Consider the following 18,297-nt stretch of genomic DNA (forward strand, 5'->3'; position numbering starts at 1 on the left):
ATTTAATCGACCATAGGGTTTGACTGCGTTTCTTTTTTTACTTTCGTTTCTTTTCCGAAAATGAGGTAGATAATTATAGCGAGAAAGTTGAAGGCTATAACGGCGATTATCCATACTATTTTTGTTGCTCCGTCTTTGAAATCCGAGCGTATTATATCTACTATGGTCCAGATGAAAAGCACGGCCGCTGCAAGACCGAAAACCAGAAACGCAAGGGTGATAAGACCGAAACCAATCATTCTTTCTCTCCTTTTTTTATTCATTATAAATATTTTTTCTTAATTATCAATGCAAATTAAATCATGGAGAAAATTTCACAAAGTTATATATTGACTAAATGACCGAACGGTCATATTGTTGACCAGTCAGACCCCAAACATTTGTTTAACGGAGAAAAAGTGAATACCATTTCAAAGAAAAAAAAGATGATGGACGAAATGATGAAGAAAGAGATCGTGGAATCCGTGCTCTCTCTCATAGATAAAAATGCGCCCATCACCATGGAGGTGGTGGCAAAGCACTCCGGAGTGGCAAAGGGAACTCTTTACAATTATTTTGCCAATAAGGAGGAGCTTTTCCATTATGTTCATAATGAGTTCGTAGAACCCTTCACAGCGGAAAAGATGCGTATATTCAGTTCAGACAGAGACCCAATGGCAAGTCTCTGCGAATTTCTGGACTATACGTTTGAATCTTTTGAACGTGTTAACAAATATTTTGCTTTCATGCAGAAATACCGCACCGTGGAGGAAGATATCATCGAAAAGAACGAAATGATCATCAAACCACTTACAGAGACCATTAAACGTGGAATCGACAACGGACAGATAGTTGAAGCGGATCCGCTCGTGCTTGCCGAGATGATATGGGGAACTATTATAGGCACTTTCCAGTCTGTAATGTGTCAGGGTATCGAAAACTATGACATGGAAAAGATGAAACAGGATGTTATCAGGCTGCTCAAAAGGCTCCTGATTGTAGAATAAATCTGATTTTTGAGGAAAAAGCGATGAAAAACAAGGTATTATTCGCCGTCGCCGCATTAGCTATCGTTGTTATTGCAGCTGCGTACTGGATGACAAAAAAACCTGCCGCTCAGCAGGGTCAGGCAGGTGCAATGCCTCCGACAGAGGTAACGGTTATCACTGCCGCACCGGAGACAGTTTCTGTAAGCAAAGAACTTCCCGGAAGAACATCCGCATTCCGCGTGGCGCAGATACGCCCGCAGGTTTCCGGAATCATACTCAAAAGAATGTTCACTGAGGGGGGAAACGTAAAAGAGGGTCAGCAGCTTTATCAGATAGACCCGGCACCCTATCAGGCAGCTTATGACAGCGCCGTGGCGGCACTTCAGAAAGCAGAAGCTAACATTATGTCAGTTAGAGCTAAAGCTGAAAGATATGCAGAGCTTGTTAAGGCAGGAGCCGTCAGCAAACAGGACTATGACGACGCAGCAGCCGCACTTGCACAGGCAAAGGCAGATATCGCGGTGGCAAAGGCATCCGTTGCTCAGGCTGAGATCAATCTCAGATATACAAAGGTACTCTCCCCCGTTTCGGGACGCGTTGGTAAATCTTCCGTAACCGAAGGCGCACTGGTGACTGCGAATCAGGCGGATGCGCTGGCGACGGTTCAGCAGCTTGACCGCATTTACGTTGACGTAACCCAATCTGCTGAAGAGGTCATGAACCTTAAAAACACTATGGGCAGCACTCCCCCTGTGGAGCTTGTATTTGAAAACGGACAGGCGTTCAAACTCCTTGGACACCTTCAGTTTTCCGATGTAACCGTTGACGAATCCACAGGTATGGTTGAGCTTCGCGCTCTTTTTGACAACCCGAACATGGACATACTCCCCGGACTTTTTGTCCACGCAAGACTCGTTCAGTCAAAAGTTGAAAACGCTATACTGATTCCTCAGCAGTCTGTTGTCCGCAATGCAGACGGCAGCACCATAGTTTTCAAGGTCGGCAAGGACAACGTAATCAACCCTGCACCGGTTAAGGTTTCATCTGTCGTGGGCGATAAATGGCTCGTTGACAGCGGCATTGCGGCAGGCGACGTGGTCATGGTCGAAGGACTTATGAAAGTTCAGCCCGGCGCGACAGTGAAAACCGTTCCATATGAAAAGAAATAAGGATTGAATAGATGTCAAGATTCTTCATAGACCGCCCAGTCTTTGCATGGGTGATTGCTATCGTAATTATGCTTGGGGGTATCCTGGCGATAGAAACACTGCCCATAGAGCAGTATCCCCGCATAGCCCCGCCCTCTGTCGAGATACGCGCCTACTACCCCGGTGCGTCAGCGGAAGCGCTTGAAAACAGCGTTACCCAGGTTATCGAACAGAAACTGACGGGTATCGACTATCTGCGTTATTTCTCTTCTGCCAGCGACTCCACAGGTAACGTGACCATAACACTTACTTTCGAGCCGGAGGCAGACCCGGATATTGCGCAGGTTCAGGTACAGAACAAACTCCAGTCCGCCATGTCCACACTTCCGCAGGAAGTTCAGGAACAGGGCGTAACTGTTGCCAAGTCATCAAAAGGCTTTCTTCTGGTTGCCGGTTTCTATTCAGAAGACGGCAAGATGGATCAGAACGCCATCGGCGACTTTCTGAACTCCAAAGTGGCGGATCCTGTAAGCCGTGTTCCGGGTGTCGGTACTCTTACAGTTTTCGGACAGCAGTACGCAATGCGTATCTGGCTGGATCCATCGAAGCTGAACAGCTATAAACTCACGACAGCCGACGTTTCATCCGCAATCGAGGCGCAGAACGCCGACGTTTCCGCAGGTCAGCTCGGCGGAACACCCGCCATCAAAGGTCAGCAGCTCAACGCCACCGTTACGGCTCAGTCCAAACTTAAAACCGTTGCCGACTTTAACAAAATACTCATCAAGGTAAATTCGGACGGTTCACAGGTAAGGCTTAAAGACGTTGCTAAGGTTGAACTCGGCGTTCAGAGTTACGACTTTGTAACCAGATACAAGGGTATGCCCGCAACAGGTATGGCTGTGAGCCTAGCCACAGGAGCAAATGCTCTTGAAACCGCAGAACTTGTTAAAGCAAAAATAGACGAACTCTCAGCTTATATGCCCGCAGGGCTTAAAGTTATCTATCCTTACGACTCGACACCTTTCGTTGAGCTTTCCATACACGAGGTTATCAAAACCCTTGTGGAAGCCATCATACTGGTGTTCCTCGTAATGTATCTGTTTCTCCAGAACTTCCGGGCGACTCTTATCCCGACTATTGCGGTTCCGGTCGTTCTTCTGGGAACATTTGCCGTGCTTTCGGCATTCGGATTCACCATAAACACCCTTACGATGTTTGCTATGGTTCTTGCCATCGGTCTTCTGGTGGACGATGCCATCGTTGTTGTTGAAAACGTTGAACGTATCATGAGTGAGGAAGGGCTGAGTCCGCGGGATGCGACGCGCAAATCCATGGACCAGATAACCTCCGCACTTATCGGCATCGCAATGGTACTGTCTGCGGTGTTCATTCCCATGGCATTCTTTGCAGGCTCAACCGGTGCAATTTACCGTCAGTTCTCAATCACCATCGTTTCGGCGATGGCTCTGTCGGTGCTGATTGCGCTAGTGCTTACACCCGCACTCTGTGCCACCATGCTCAAACCTGTTGAAAAAGGGCACAAAGAGCATATGACAGGATTTTTCGGCTGGTTCAACAGAATGTTCAACGCAAGCCGTGATATGTACGAATCCAGTGTCGGCTACGTCGCAGCGAAAACAGGTCGTTTCCTTCTTCTTTACGGTCTCATCATAGGCGGACTGGTATATCTTTTCGTACACATCCCCACATCGTTCCTTCCGGACGAGGACCAGGGTATCATCTTCGTACAGATTGCGGCACCTCCCGGTTCAACCCAGGAAAGAACCATGGAAACTGTCAAAAAAGTTGAACAGTATTTCATGACAGCGGAAAAAGACAACGTTGAATCCGTGTTCACAGTTTCAGGCTTCAGCTTCGCTGGACGCGGACAGAATACAGGTCTCGGCTTTATCAGGCTGAAAGACTGGTCTGAAAGAAAAAGACCCGACCAGAAAGCGGCAGCCATAGCGCAGAGAGCAATGGGCGCTATGTATCCCATCAAAGATGCAATGGTATTCGCTTTCTTCCCGCCCCCAATCATCGAGCTGGGTAACGCTACCGGTTTCGACATGCAGCTTGTTGACAGGGCAAACCTCGGACACGAAACACTTATGAACGCCAGAAACCAGATGCTTGGAATGGCTGCACAGGACAAAAGACTTGTTGGCGTTCGTCCCAACGGTCTGTCCGACGTGCCGCTCTATAAAGTTGATATAGACCACGAAAAAGCGTCCGCTCTGGGTCTCTCCATCTCTGATATCAACGAAACTCTTCAGGCGGCTTGGGGTTCTTCATATGTGAACGACTTCCTCCACGAAGGACGTATCAAAAAGGTTTACATACAGGGTGACGCAACTTCCCGTATGGTACCTGATGACATAAACAAGTGGTTCATAAAGAACAATAAAGGTGAAATGGTTCCGTTCTCCTCATTCGCCACAGCGCACTGGACATTCGGTTCGCCAAAGCTGGAAAGGTATAACGGCACCTCTTCACAGCAGATTATGGGTCAGGCTGCACCGGGCGTAAGCTCCGGCGAAGCAATGAATATTATGGGCGAACTGGCGCAGAAGCTGCCCAAAGGCATAGGTTTCGAATGGTCCGGTCTCTCATATGAAGAGATACAGGCGGGTTCACAGACCATGCTTCTCTACTCCATATCGCTGCTGGTGGTTTTCCTCTGTCTCGCAGCGCTTTATGAGAGCTGGGCGGTGCCCTTTGCGGTAATCCTCATCGTTCCCATGGGTATTTTCGGTACGGTTGCGGCAACCAAATTCTTCGGAATGTCAAACGACGTATACTTCCAGGTGGGTATGCTTACCACCATCGGTCTGGCGGCGAAGAACGCCATCCTTATCGTCGAGTTTGCAAGCGAACTTTTTGACCATGGAATGGGTCTTATAGAATCAGCGATGCACGCATCAAAAATGAGGCTGCGTCCCATCGTAATGACCTCTATGGCGTTCATTCTCGGCGTTACGCCCCTCGCCATCTCAAACGGCGCGGGTTCTGCCAGCCAGAACGCCATCGGTATCGGAGTTATCGGCGGTATGATTGCGGCAACGTTCCTCGCAATGATATTTGTGCCGATGTTCTTCATCATGATCAGAGGCAAGTTCGGAAGAAAGATTATCCGCAGGGAGATAGACAATGTTAAATAAACTCGTGATAACTGCGGCGGCGGTCACTCTTATGGCAGGGTGCGCCACCATGGCGCCTGAATACAAGCGTCCCGACATGCCTGTTGCGGATAAATGGGGCGGAACGAAAACGGAAATTTCCGAACAGAAGGCAGCCGATATAGCATGGAAAGACTATTTCCGCTCGGAAAACATGCAGAATGTTATACAGACTGCTCTGGACAACAACAGAGACCTGCGCACCGCTGCACTGAACATTGAAAAGGCAAGAGCGGCATACAGGATTCAGAAGGCAGACCTTATCCCCTCTGTGAACCTTTCGGCAGAGGGTTCCAGAACTGCCGTTCCTGAAAACGCAAGCTCTTCCGGTCAGTCGGTTACAAGCTCATCCTTCTCCGCAAACGTCAACACTTCTTACGAGGTTGACCTTTTCGGCAAGATAAGAAGCCTTAACGAAGCCGCTCTGCGTCAGTACATGGCAACAGAAGAGGCGAGAACAGCAACCCAGATGTCACTCATTGCCGAAACCGCCAACGCTTACCTTGCGTACCTTGCGGATTCAAAAATGCTTGAGATATCTAAAGAAACTCTGAAAACCCGTCAGGACTCCTATTCCCTTGTGAAAAGGGGCTATGACGCGGGTGTGCGCACAGAGCTTGACCTTGTTCAGGCGGTTTCAGCCGTTGAAGCGGCAAAAGCCTCCATCCAGCAGTATACAAGAGCGAAAGAGCTTGATAAGAACGCTCTGAACCTCCTTGCCGGAGCGGAGATAGACGAATCGCTTCTGAAAGAGGACATAGACAGCGTTGAGTTCATAAAAGAACTGCCAGTCGGTCTGCCATCGGACGTTCTTCTTAACAGACCAGACGTTCGCCAGAGCGAGCAGAACCTTATATCCTATAACGCCAACATAGGCGCGGCAAGAGCGGCATTTTTCCCCTCTGTCACCCTTACAGGCTATTTCGGCGTGGCAAGCGGCGAGCTTGGCGACCTGTTCTCCTCAGGTTCAACCTTCGCGTGGAGCTTCGCACCGAAAATAAATCTGCCTATATTTGATGCAGGCAGAAACAGGATAAATCTGGAAAATGCTAACAATAACCAGAAGATAGCCGCGGCAGCCTATGAAAAAACCATCCAGACCGCTTTCAAAGAGGTTATGGACGGACTCTCATCCAAGGCAACGTACGGCAAACAATTTGACGCACAGAAAGCACAGACGGCAGCCGCAAAGCGCGCATATGAGCTTTCTCTTCTGCGCTATGAAAAAGGTATAGACAGCTATCTTGCGGTGCTCGATGCACAGAGGTCACTGTTTGATGCACAGATAGGTCTGGTCTCTGTGAGAGAGGCTGACCTGACAAGCCGTATCAGCCTTTATAAAGCGCTCGGCGGCGGACAGAAATAAATAATTCCATAAAAGGGCTTCTCAGGAAGCCCTTTTTTCGCTTTACCCCTGCCATCCCCTTTGCTATCATCCTAAAAAACCTCAAAGGAACATCATGAACCTCGTATCTGTGGATTCGGTATCAAAAACTATGGGGGACAAGACCCTCTTCACAAATATCTCCTTCGGCATTGAGGAAGGACAAAAGACAGCACTCATCGGCATCAACGGCTGCGGCAAATCGACCCTGCTGCGTATGATAGCGAAGGATGAACAGCCCGACGGCGGAACAGTCTCATGGAACAGACAGTGCAGGATAAACTGGCTGCCCCAGCTTCCGCAGTTTGAGCAGGGCGACACCATACTCGACCATATCTTCCGCAGCGACAGCACTCTGGTCGGACTTGTCAGAGAATACGAAAGCCTTTGCTCCCACCCTCAGGACACGGACGAATACAAAACGCGCCTTGACAGCACCATAGGCGAGCTGAACAGACTGAACGCGTGGGCGTATGAATCGGAGATAAAATCAATCCTCGGAGAGCTTGGCATAAACGACCTGTCAATGCTGATGGAGAACCTTTCCGGCGGAATGCTGAAAAAGGTGGCTCTGGCGCAGGCTCTCATAGACGAAGGCAATCTGCTGGTTCTGGACGAACCAACCAACCATCTTGACATAGAGACCGTACAGTGGCTCCAGAGCTATCTGAAACGGACGACAAAATCCATTCTGATGGTCACCCACGACAGGTACTTCCTTGATGAGATATGCAATAACATCATAGAAATAGACAGGGGCGCAATATACACTTTCTCAGGAAACTATTCCTATTACCTTGAAAAAAAGACCGAAATGGAACAGTCCGCAGCAAGGGAAGAGGACAGAATACAGAACATCCTGCGCAACGAGCTGAAATGGCTGCGCAGGGGGGCAAAAGCGCGCTCAACAAAGCAGAAGGCACGCATAGACCGCATTACGGACATGCAGAACAGGGAGATTGTAAAACGTCCCGATGCGCTTGAGCTTGAGATAACCGGGCGCAGACTGGGCGGCGTAATCCTTGAGATAAAGGACATAGAAAAGAGCTACGGCGGCAGGCAGATAATCAATCCCGTCTCTTACGTTTTCGGTCACAAGGAGAAGCTGGGCATAGTGGGTCCTAACGGTGCCGGAAAAAGCACCTTTCTGCGCATTATCGCAGGTCAGGAACAGCCGGACAAAGGTGAAATAACAGCGGGCATAAACACGTGTTTCGCCGTTTTCGACCAGCACAGCCGCGAGCTTGACCCGGAAAAGCGCATCATAGACATAGTGCGGGATGTCAAAGAAAACATACTGCTGCCAAACGGCAAGAGCATAAGCGCAGGGCAGATGCTTGAAAAATTCCTGTTTCCGTCCCAGATGCACAGCACACCTGTCAAAAAGCTGTCCGGCGGAGAAAAACGCAGACTGCACCTTGTCATAATACTGATGCAGAACCCTAACTTCCTGATTCTTGACGAACCGACCAACGATCTGGACATAAAGACACTCTCCGTACTTGAGGATTTTCTCGCTGATTTCGACGGATGTATCGCCGTTGTCTCCCACGACCGCTGTTTCATGGACAGAGTAACGGACAAGCTGATGGTTTTCGACGGAAAAGGCAATATCGACATGTTCTACGGCAGTTTTACCGAGTTTATGGAGTCAAAAGCTCAGGAAAAGCAGGAAAAAGAACCGAAGAAACAGACGGATGAACCACCAAAAACCAAAAACATCAAAAAGCTGTCCTATGCTGAAAAAAAGGAATTCGAAACCATTGAGGCGGATATCGAGGCTCTGGAAACACGTAAAGCCGAAGCTGAAAATGAATTGCATAACGGAAAAGCCGACTATTCCAGACTTGCAGAACTACAAAAAGTTGTAGATGAACTTGATATTATAATTCTCGAAAAGTATGAACGCTGGGAATATCTTACTTCAATCTCTGAGAGCTGACCTATAACGCATTAAATGCTGCGCCGAAACAACTGGCTTGCACAATATAAAATCTTGTGTATAAATATGATACAATCTCAGAAGAGGTTAAATGATGGAACCGTCAACTATAATAGGTCTCATAGTAGCGATAATAGCTTTGGGTGTCGGTATGGTTATGAAGGGCGTTGCTCTCCACGCACTTCTGGTGCCGGCGGCATACCTTATTATTATAGGAGGAACGGCTGCGGCTGTTCTTAACGCCTTCCCCATGCGTGATCTGAAAGCCTTCCCGAAACTGCTTAAAAAAGTTTTATTTGGTCAGAAACTCATGAAAGAGGAAGAGGTTATGGAGCTTTTTCTCCACTATGCCTCCATAGCGCGCAGGGACGGTCTGCTCGCCCTTGAACCTCATGCTTCCGACATGCAGGATCCTTTCATAAAAAAAGGTCTTATGATGATAATAGACGGTCGTGAACCGGAATTTGTTGAAAATGTTCTGGATCAGGATATACACCTTATGGAGGAGCGCCACCACGGTTTCGCCTCCATATTTTCACAGGCGGGAGGCTATGCCCCCACCCTTGGAGTTCTCGGTGCGGTGGTGGGTCTTGTTGCCGCTCTTGGTAACCTTTCGGATATTGAAAAACTCGGTCACTCCATTGCTGCGGCGTTCATAGCAACCCTGCTCGGTATCTTCATGGGATACGTTATATGCCACCCCTTCTGTAACAAGCTGAAAAGGATGTCGCACCACGAAGCGGAGCTTAAAAAAATAGTCTTCGCAGGAATAATGTCCCTTCAGGCGGGTGATTCCGCATCGACAATGCAGGACAAACTCGCTGTTTTCCTGCAAGCACACGAAAGAAAAACACCGGAACTTTAATATGGCTAAAAAAAAGCGCTGTCCGAAGCACGAAGAACACGTCGATGAAACATGGCTCATACCCTATGCCGACCTTCTGACCCTTCTGCTTGCGCTTTTCATCGTTCTTTTTGCCACAAGCCAGACAGACAAACAAAAGCTGATGGAAATGAGTAAAGTTTTCAGTATCATCTTCACATCCCAGAAAGGGGTTATGGGGGATGCTTCGATACAGCCTTCCAATCAGAAACACTCCACAGACAATAACGAGAAAACAAGCGACCAGGGCGAGGCAACACGTGAGATGATACCGCCGAAACAGGGCGAACTGGCAACTCTGCAAAAGAAAGTCAACCAGTACATCAACATGGAAAACCTTCCCGGATACATAGCAACATCCATGACCGACGAAGGACTGATGATAACCATACGCGATATAGCGCTGTTTCCTTCCGGCGGTTCGGAACTTCTGCCGGAGGCAGACCGGATTGCTTATGATCTGTCCATTATGCTTGAAAAGACTCAGGAAAAGGTTCAGGTTGCCGGACATACAGATGACAACCCTTCCGAAGGCAGCGGCTATTCTTCCAACTGGGAACTTTCTTCCGCGCGCGCTGTCAATTTCCTTAAAGCCATACTGAAAAATCCAGCTCTTGACCCTGAACGTTTCAGTGCGGTGGCATACAGTCAATACCAGCCTGTCGCCCCTAACATCTCCGAACAGGACAGAGAACGCAACAGAAGGGTTGAAATCCTTATCAGGAAGGCCGATTAAACACCTTTCTGCGCTTCTTGGTTTCAGCAATGCGACTTCCTGTGAGTGTGTTTCCACATCACTGAATAAGTCGTTGCAAAACGAAGTCATTTAATACATAATCCATTAAATTTTTCCGAAATCGAGGTACAGATGCACGGTTCGACCGAAGTTGCAGCTCCTCTCTTTCTGTCGATAGGTGTTCTCCTGCTCTTCGCGTGGAGCTTCGGCGAGATAGCCCGCCGCATGAACCAGCCTGCGGTTCTTGGCGAAATAATCGCCGGACTTGTGCTCGGTCCCACCGTTTTCGGATATATCTCTCCCGATATGCTCCACTGGATGTTCCCCGCCGAGGGGCACACGGCATCCATGATAGAGGGCATCACATCCGTATCCATAGCTCTGTTCCTGCTTGTAGCGGGTATGGAGGTCGAGTTCGCAGCCATCATAAAAGCAAGACGCATAGCTGCCATAACAGGAATGGGCGGACTTATAATCCCTTTTGCAGTCGGTTTCGGAGCGGCGTACATGTTTCCCGAACAGTTCGGGGCTGCTGTAGGGCACTACGATACCATATTTGCCCTGTTCATAGCCACCGCAATGTCAATTTCGGCATTGCCTGTCATCGCCCGTACCCTTATGGATCTGAATCTGTACCGAAGTGAACTGGGAATGATAACTATTGCGGCGGCAGTCCTTAACGACCTTATCGGCTGGCTTGTTTTCGCAGTTATACTTGCCCTTTTCGGCTTAGGGCACTCTGGCGCGTCAGGCATCGCCGCCACGCTTATCATGACGATACTCTTCTCCGCAGTGATGCTCACCATCGGGCGGAAAATCATAGACAAGGCACTTACATGGGTTCAGGCATACCTGAGCTGGCCTGCCGGCACCCTTGGTTTTGTGCTGGTACTGACGTTTCTCAGCGCCGCCGCCGCCGAAGCAATCGGCATACACGCCATATTCGGGTCGTTCCTCGCCGGCGTTGCTCTGGGTGACAGCAAACACCTGTCAGAACACACAAAAAAGACCATAACCCAGCTTGTTTCCTTCGTTTTCGCACCACTGTTTTTCGCAAGCATCGGTCTGAAAGTGAATATAACCGCCAATTTCGATTTCATGCTCACCATGGTGATAATCATAATAGCCTTTGCTGGCAAAATATTCGGAAGCGGCATAACCGCTAAACTCAGCGGACTTTCGAACAGGGAGTCAATAGCCATAGGAGTTGCACTGAACGCGCGTGGAGCCATGGAGATAATCCTTGCCCTGCTCGCTCTGCAGATGGGGGTAATAGACGAAAGGCTCTTCGTTTCGCTTCTGGTGATGGCGCTTGCAACATCACTGTTCTGCGGTCCGGTGGTAAAACGGGTATTGCAGCTCAAACCCGGCAGACGTTTTGTTTCTTACCTTTCCGACAAGTATTTCATGAGCAAGGTTTCGGCTCGCACACCGATAGAGGTAATAGAGGAAATGAGCGTCCTGTTTCAGAAAACCGGTCTTGATGTGAATATGATACAGGAAAAACTCATTGAGCGTGAAAGACTCATGCCAACCGGACTTTCAAACGGGGTGGCGGTTCCACACGCGAGGGTTAAAGGGTTGAAGCAACCGTTGATAGCCGTCGGCATATCACGCGCAGGAATAAATTTCGATTCATCCGACGGCAGCCCGGCACAGGTGATAATTATGATTCTTGTGCCTGAAACAGAAAACGCACTCCTGCTCAACCTTTTCGCGGAGATAGCAAAAACGTTCAACCAGCCGGACGCCTCCTCTGTTCTTGTAGATTCCAAGAATTTCGCCCAGTTTCTTTCCAGTCTGCGGGTGCTCATAGAAAACGTAAGAAGATAAGACAGCTTCGCCGCACCTCTTCCCGCAGATTCAAGCTAATCTAAAGTTTCAGATAATCCTCGTAGCCTTTTGCGCGCAGTTTACATGCAGGACATCCGCCGCAGCCGTAGCCCCATTGGTGTCTGACGGTTCTGTCGCCTTCGTAGCAGGTGTGGCTGTCTTCAAGCACCATATCAAGAACGCCGCAGTCCTTCGCCAGCTTGAATGTTTCCGCTTTGTTCAGGTACATAAGAGGCGTATGTATCATAAGCTCCGTTTCACTGCCTAGATTCAGCGCCCTTTCCTGAGCCTGAACAAACACCATCCGGCAATCAGGATAGCCTGAAAAATCCGTTTCGCAGACCCCCGCCACCAGGTTGTCGCACCCTTTGAGCTGCGCATAAGCGTGGGAAAGGGTCAGAAACAGCGCGTTGCGGTTCGGAACGTATGACGCAGGCAGATTTTTCAGTCTGGGATGGCGTTCGGAAACGTCTGCACCCTTGGTTGTGAGCGCGGAATCCACCAGTCCGGCAAAAAAAGATATATCGACTATTCTGTGGCTGACACCCATCTTTTCGGCTATCTTTTCCGCCTGAACCAGTTCGATGGAATGGTTCTGACCATAGCTGAACGTGATTGTGTGCACCTTTTCAAACTTTCTCAAAGCCCAGCCAAGACAGGTTGTGCTGTCCTGCCCGCCGGAAAATACAACCATTGCGGAATTGTTTCTCATTTCTCCCCCGAAAATTTTCTATAGTCCCCGTCCGAGACCTCTTTCATGCCGAAAAAGTGTCCCCTTCCGAAATACATGAATGCGGTGATTGTGTCGCAGCCGCACTCAACCTCGGTAAGTTTGCGGAAATAGAATCCGCCTTCGTATTCGTCAAGACATTTAAGCACATCCGCAGGCACTTCGTAAAGCTCGCCTTTGATGCGGTACCTGTTTCTGCCCTCGAAAACGAACGGAAACCCTTCATATATGTACATGCTGAAATCCGACAGTGTGCGGCAGTCACGGCAGAGAAGTCTCGCTCCCGCCATTCTGCCATTTTTGTCAAGCCCAGACATAAGTGTCCCGTAAACAAAAAGTCTTTTCATATCACTCCAGAGTCTTCTTAAACTTCATTGAAGCGAAGACCATAAAAAAAACGGCGTGTATGGTAAGCCAAATAAGCTGTTTTGAAAGTTCCGCCGCCGTCGCACCCTTTATGACGACTCCGATTATGCCCTCAAGGCTCCACCGCATAGGTACAAGACAGGTGAAATACTGCACGGGTTCGGGCATATTGGACACAGGAAATATATACCCGCTGAGAAGCGCGCTGGGCATCATGAGAAAAAACGACGTAAGCAGCGCCTGCTGCTGGGTTCGTGCGGAAGCGCTCACCAGAAGAGCCAGCCCCAGATATGTTATTATACTCATAACCACCACAGCAAACAGCAGAAAAATATTGCCCTTAACAGCTATCCCGAAGATAAAATATGCCAGAATGAACATAAGAGTCGTGGTGATTAACCCTGTAAGCATGAACGGAACAGTTTTGCCGATGATAAACTCAGTCCGGCTTATGGGTGTCACCATAACCTGTTCGATGGTTCCTATCTCCTTTTCACGAACAATGGCAATACTCGTAAGCACCATGCCCGTCACCATCATCATAAGGGTGATAAGCCCGGGCACATAGTAAAAACGGCTGAGCAGGTTCGGGTTGAACAGGTTGCGCTGCTGAAATGTCACAGCCTCCGTAACCTTCACGCTCTTTCCGGCGGCATAGGTATTAACAACACCGTTGGCATAGTTCATTATAATTCCCGCATCGTTGCTCATTGTGCCGTCTGCGATAACCTGAACCGATGCGCCTCTTCCTGAAAGAATTCCCTTTTCAAACCCTTTCGGAAAAACCACAGCACCGCGCACGTCGCCTTCGTCCAGCAGTTTTTTCACATCTTCTGTGCTCTCCGGTCTGTGCTGCACCACAAAATAGCCGCTGGCTTCAAAGCTGTCAGTCAGTTCCCTGCTGTGTGCAGACCTGTCGTAGTCCACAACGGCTATATCTATGTTTTTAACATCCATTGTCAGAGCAAACGAAAAAACCATGAGCTGAAGCAGAGGAAAAACGAATACGATCATACGCATTTTCGGGTCGCGCAGCATCTGTTTAAGCTCTTTGACAAGCATGGCTTTCAGTTTTATAATCATCAGTTCAGCCTCAGTTTAAGCCGTCTGTTCGCCGCCACTATCATTATAAGAGTGTACACGCAGAGGAACAGAAAATTCACATATATTATCTCAATGCCCACACCCTTCAGATATATACTTTTTAACATGGCTACAAAGTATCTGGCGGGAAAAATATATGTCAGAAACTGGATCGGCAGAGGCATGTTAGCAATTGTGAAAACAAAACCGCTGAGTATCATCGTAGGAAGAAAGCCGGTGACAAGGGCTATCTGATTGGCGAGCACCTGCTTTTTCATGGTTATGCTCAAAAGAAGTCCGAAGAAGAGAACCCCAGTGAGAAACATAGTTGCAACAAAGAACAGAAGCGCCGGATTACCGCGCATGGGCACCCCGAAAACCAGCCGCCCCAGCCATACGGCAATGATGATATCCGCCAGACCGATGCAGTACAGAGGAATGAATTTGCCGAATGTCAGCTCAAGCCGGGTAACAGGCGTGCTTATAAGCTGTTCCATCGTTCCCGTCTCCCATTCCCGCGCAACGGTTACGCTCGCCAGCATAGCCGCGATAACCGCCATAACGATTGCCAGAATCCCCGGAACTATCATATATGTGCTGACCATGCCCTGATTGTACCATGCGCGTGGAAGAACGGTTATCCTTACCCCGTCGGTCTGCACGGCCTTTGCAGAGAGCTTCGCATTGTATATGGCGGAAAGCGCCTGAACGTAGTTCAACGCCATACGTCCCGTGTTGGCGTCGCTGCCGTCAACCAGTACCTGAATCTCGGTGTGTTCGCCGCGCAGAACCCTCTCCGCAAAATCCTTTTTGATGATTATGCCCACCAGAGCCTTTTTCTTTCGCATGAGGCTCTGCATGTCTCCGTAGCCTTCTGCGCGCGAGGAAACGCTGAAATATGCGGAACCGTCGAAAAGGCTCACAAGCTCCCTGCTCTGTGGCGTATCTGAAAGATCGACAACCGCGGTGGGAATATTTTTCAGATCGGTGTTAAGCGCATATCCGAAAAGCAGTATCAGCATAACCGGAATGGCAATCGCCAGAAACAGGCTGCGCCAGTCCCGCAGGATATGCAGAAACTCCTTGATTACCATAGCTTTCAGACGTCTGGGGCTAACCATCATTTTCCGCCTCCGTCCGCCCTTTCTATCATGGAGACAAAAACGTCCTCCATGGTGGCTTCTATCCGCTGCACCTGCGCGTCTATATTTTTATCAGTAAAATACTTTTTGATATTTATTTCCTGCGCACCGACGGTTCTCACATGCAGTCCGGCACCGAACAGGGATACGTCCAGAACGCCGTCCAGCTTCGAAAGCGGTTCCATATGAGAAAACGGGTCTGCGGTAAGGACTTCTATTATTTTATCCTGCATCTGCGAGGTTTTAAGTTCCGATGGTCTGCCCATGGCTATCATATCGCCGCGGAAGATCAGAGCCAGTCTGTCGCAGTATTCAGCCTCCTCCATGTAGTGGGTGCTGACAAAAACAGTGACACCGCTGCCAGCGAGCTCGTTTATGATAGCCCAGAAAAGCCTTCTGCTTGCCGGATCTGCACCACTGGTGGGTTCGTCAAGGAACACTATTGAAGGCTTGTGAAGTATTGCGCAGGCAAGGGCAAGCCTCTGCCGCCAACCGCCAACAAGTTCCGATGTCATGAGGTTCTTTCTGTCCTCAAGACCCGCCAGTTTCAGCGACCAGTCCCGCCGCTTCGCAAGCTCCGCTCCCGCCAGACCGTATATCCCGCCATAGAAATCTATATTTTCATAAACTTTAAGATCTTCGTATAATGAAAATTTCTGACTCATATAACCGATTTTCGATTTTATGGTCTCAGGGCTGCGCACTATGTCCACGCCGCCCACCATCCCTTCGCCGGATGTTGCGGGCAGAAGTCCGCAGAGCATCTTTATTGTGGTGCTCTTCCCTGCGCCGTTAGGTCCCAGAAAGCCGAATATCTCTCCGTAAGGCACTGTCAGACTTATGTTATTAACAGCGGTAAAGTCGCCGAACCGTTTTGTAAGTCCACGCACATCAAGGGCTGTTCCGGTCTTTCCGCCGGTGCCGCCGGCAATGAGCGAAAGAATATTCTCATCAGCATCGGCATTGCCGCCGATACTCATAAAAATATCCTCAAGCATTGGTCTGTCCGGCTCAACGACTGCCTCCGGTACGAATCCGAGCAGTTTTTCCGTATCACCCTCTATGTCCGATGTCAGAACGCGCAGTCTGTCGCCGTATGCGTGCACACGGTCGCTCCCAAGAAGGTTTTTCAGCTTTTTAACCAGGCTTCTGTCGCCTCCGTCCTTAACGCTCAAAACCTTTATGCCGCTCTTCTCAACAACCTCTTCCGGAGTACCCTCAGCTATTATTTTACCCTTGTGCATCAAGCCTATGACGTTGCAGCGCTCCGCCTCGTCAAGATAAGCCGTGCTCATAAGAATGGTCATACCCTCCGCCACCAGCCCGTAAAGTATCCGCCAGAAATCTCTTCGGCTCACAGGGTCAACGCCGTTCGTCGGTTCGTCCAGAAGCAGCACCTCAGGCTTATGCACAAGCGCACAGATAAGCTGAAGTTTCTGTTTCATCCCTCCGGACAGCTTTCCTGCATGTCTGTGCCTGAACGGCTTCATATAGCTGAAATCGAGAAGTTCGTCGATGCGCTCCCGCATACCGTGTTTTTCAACACCGTAGAGGTCGGCATAGAGTTTTATATTTTCCAGAACAGTCAGGTCGGGGTAGAGACCGAATTTCTGGCTCATATATGCAATGGAATTTTTGACAGCTATCTGCTCCCGCTCGCATGAATGACCGCAGACGAAAGCCTCGCCGCCGTCAGGTTTCAGAATACCCGCTATGACGCGGAGCATGGTTGTTTTTCCGGCTCCGTCCGGACCTATCAAGCCGTATATCCCGCCGCGGCGTACGTTAAGGGAAACTCCGTCCACGGCGCATGTTCCGCCGTAGCGCTTGATTATGCCGTCCGCAGAGACGGCAAATGCGCCGCCGTTCATCACTTGCTCAGGACAATAGTCCCGTCAACTGGCATCCCCGTTTTAAGAAGCTGTTCCCTGTTGTCCAGACTGACCTTTATCCTGTACATAAAGTTGACCCGCTCCTCCTGAGTCTGCACGGATTTGGGGGTAAACTCCGCTTCGTCGGCGATAAATGATATTCTGCCTTTAAACACCCTGTCAGGATATGAATCACAACGGATTTCAGCCATATCGCCAAGGTGGATCCTGCCGAGATCCTTCTCTCCGACGTAGCCCCTTACCCACGAATCGTTCAGATCCGCGACATTAAGTATCGGGCTGCCCGCCTGAAAAAACTCACCCGGTTCCGCAGAGCGTGTAAGCACCCTTCCGCTCACGGGAGATTTCAGCACTGTGTATTCAAGGTTCTGCTTCGCCGTGAGAAGCTGGGATTTCGCCAGTTCCAGCGAGGCGTGAGCCTTTTTTATAGTCTCGCTGCGTGTTCCTTCAAGTGCAAGGCTGAGGCGCTCCTGTGCAGATTTAAGTGCCCCCTCGGATTCTTTCACAGTGTTTACGGATTTTTTATATCGGGTGTCATACTGTTCGAAGTCGAACTTGCTCAGTCCGTTGTTTTTATACAGATATTCGAACCTGTCCCTGTCTGCGGAAGCCTGATCGAAATCGTTCTTAGACCGCAGGAGAGCCGCATTTGCCATATCCACTGACGCCTGCGCGTTCATTATCTCCTGTCTGCGGCTGCCTGCCAGAAGCTCCTGCAATGCGGCATCGCTCACGGCGACGTTAGCTTCGGCAGTTTTGACCGCAAGCCGCTGGTCTGCGTCGTCCAGCTTTGCCGCCACCGTTCCGGCGGGAACGCTGTCCCCCTCTTTAAAGAGGACTTCGGTCACCCTTCCAGATATTTTGAACGACAGCAAAACGTCAGTAACTTCCACCGTTCCAGAAAAAACGATATTTTCGGTTTCGCCGTCTCCGCCGTTTCTGATAACCAGAACAACAGCAACAGCAACTAAAATGACAGCAATTGCTATGACCGCCGCTTTCTTCATA

15 protein-coding genes are annotated in these 18,297 nt (G+C 49.5%); 8 read left to right on the forward strand and 7 right to left on the reverse strand.

Features of this window, described 5'->3' with window-relative positions:
• Positions 1–2 precede the first annotated feature (2 nt).
• The gene (locus Q7P67_RS05590; RefSeq protein WP_303850937.1) at positions 3–239 is read right to left on the reverse strand and encodes a PLD nuclease N-terminal domain-containing protein; all 237 of its coding nucleotides are present in this window, start codon (positions 237–239) and stop codon (positions 3–5) included.
• A gap of 159 nt (positions 240–398) precedes the next feature.
• On the opposite strand from Q7P67_RS05590, the gene Q7P67_RS05595 reads away from it, so the two are divergent.
• From Q7P67_RS05595 to Q7P67_RS05630, 8 genes are all read left to right on the forward strand, one after another.
• Positions 399–986 carry a TetR/AcrR family transcriptional regulator gene (locus Q7P67_RS05595; RefSeq protein ID WP_303850938.1) on the forward strand — a complete coding sequence of 196 codons (588 nt, stop codon included), beginning with the start codon at positions 399–401 and terminating at the stop codon, positions 984–986.
• Positions 987–1,009: 23 nt separating this feature from the next.
• Positions 1,010–2,137 (forward strand): efflux RND transporter periplasmic adaptor subunit, encoded by a 1,128-nt coding sequence (locus Q7P67_RS05600; protein WP_303850939.1) that lies wholly within the window; start codon positions 1,010–1,012, stop codon positions 2,135–2,137.
• 11 nt (positions 2,138–2,148) lie between these two features.
• Positions 2,149–5,280: an efflux RND transporter permease subunit gene (locus Q7P67_RS05605; RefSeq protein WP_303850940.1), complete on the forward strand. Its 3,132-nt coding sequence runs from the start codon at positions 2,149–2,151 to the stop codon at positions 5,278–5,280.
• On the forward strand, positions 5,270–6,664 hold the full coding sequence (locus tag Q7P67_RS05610; RefSeq protein WP_303850941.1) for an efflux transporter outer membrane subunit: 1,395 nt from the start codon (positions 5,270–5,272) through the stop codon (positions 6,662–6,664). The genes Q7P67_RS05605 and Q7P67_RS05610 overlap by 11 nt, the downstream gene beginning before the upstream one ends.
• 94 nt (positions 6,665–6,758) lie before the next feature.
• Positions 6,759–8,624 carry an ABC-F family ATP-binding cassette domain-containing protein gene (locus Q7P67_RS05615; protein WP_303850942.1) on the forward strand — a complete coding sequence of 622 codons (1,866 nt, stop codon included), beginning with the start codon at positions 6,759–6,761 and terminating at the stop codon, positions 8,622–8,624.
• A gap of 94 nt (positions 8,625–8,718) precedes the next feature.
• Positions 8,719–9,489 (forward strand): flagellar motor stator protein MotA, encoded by a 771-nt coding sequence (motA, locus tag Q7P67_RS05620; protein ID WP_369696004.1) that lies wholly within the window; start codon positions 8,719–8,721, stop codon positions 9,487–9,489.
• A gap of 1 nt (position 9,490) precedes the next feature.
• On the forward strand, positions 9,491–10,243 hold the full coding sequence (locus Q7P67_RS05625; RefSeq protein WP_303850944.1) for a flagellar motor protein MotB: 753 nt from the start codon (positions 9,491–9,493) through the stop codon (positions 10,241–10,243).
• Positions 10,244–10,375: 132 nt separating this feature from the next.
• The gene (locus Q7P67_RS05630) at positions 10,376–12,076 is read left to right on the forward strand and encodes a cation:proton antiporter (protein WP_303850945.1); all 1,701 of its coding nucleotides are present in this window, start codon (positions 10,376–10,378) and stop codon (positions 12,074–12,076) included.
• Positions 12,077–12,116: 40 nt separating this feature from the next.
• Here the strand turns inward: Q7P67_RS05630 and queC are convergent, their stop codons facing one another.
• The 6 genes from queC to Q7P67_RS05660 are packed head-to-tail and all read right to left on the reverse strand — an operon-like array spanning position 12,117 to position 18,296.
• The gene (gene queC / locus Q7P67_RS05635) at positions 12,117–12,788 is read right to left on the reverse strand and encodes a 7-cyano-7-deazaguanine synthase QueC (protein ID WP_303850946.1); all 672 of its coding nucleotides are present in this window, start codon (positions 12,786–12,788) and stop codon (positions 12,117–12,119) included.
• Positions 12,785–13,153, reverse strand: coding sequence for a gamma-glutamylcyclotransferase (locus Q7P67_RS05640; protein ID WP_303850947.1), 369 nt, complete (start codon positions 13,151–13,153; stop codon positions 12,785–12,787). Before Q7P67_RS05640 ends, queC begins: the two co-directional genes overlap by 4 nt.
• Position 13,154: 1 nt before the next feature.
• Positions 13,155–14,255 carry an ABC transporter permease gene (locus Q7P67_RS05645; RefSeq protein ID WP_303850948.1) on the reverse strand — a complete coding sequence of 367 codons (1,101 nt, stop codon included), beginning with the start codon at positions 14,253–14,255 and terminating at the stop codon, positions 13,155–13,157.
• Entirely contained in the window at positions 14,255–15,379 is a 1,125-nt protein-coding gene (locus Q7P67_RS05650; protein ID WP_303850949.1) for an ABC transporter permease, read from the reverse strand. Before Q7P67_RS05650 ends, Q7P67_RS05645 begins: the two co-directional genes overlap by 1 nt.
• Positions 15,376–17,268, reverse strand: a complete 1,893-nt coding sequence (locus tag Q7P67_RS05655; RefSeq protein WP_303850950.1) for an ATP-binding cassette domain-containing protein — start codon at positions 17,266–17,268, stop codon at positions 15,376–15,378. The genes Q7P67_RS05650 and Q7P67_RS05655 overlap by 4 nt, the downstream gene beginning before the upstream one ends.
• Positions 17,268–18,296 carry an HlyD family secretion protein gene (locus Q7P67_RS05660; RefSeq protein WP_303850951.1) on the reverse strand — a complete coding sequence of 343 codons (1,029 nt, stop codon included), beginning with the start codon at positions 18,294–18,296 and terminating at the stop codon, positions 17,268–17,270. Before Q7P67_RS05660 ends, Q7P67_RS05655 begins: the two co-directional genes overlap by 1 nt.
• Position 18,297: the final 1 nt, after the last annotated feature.

It is taken from the genome of Seleniivibrio woodruffii (assembly GCF_029267515.1).
GTDB classification, from domain to species: Bacteria; Chrysiogenota; Deferribacteres; order Deferribacterales; family Geovibrionaceae; genus Seleniivibrio; species Seleniivibrio woodruffii_A.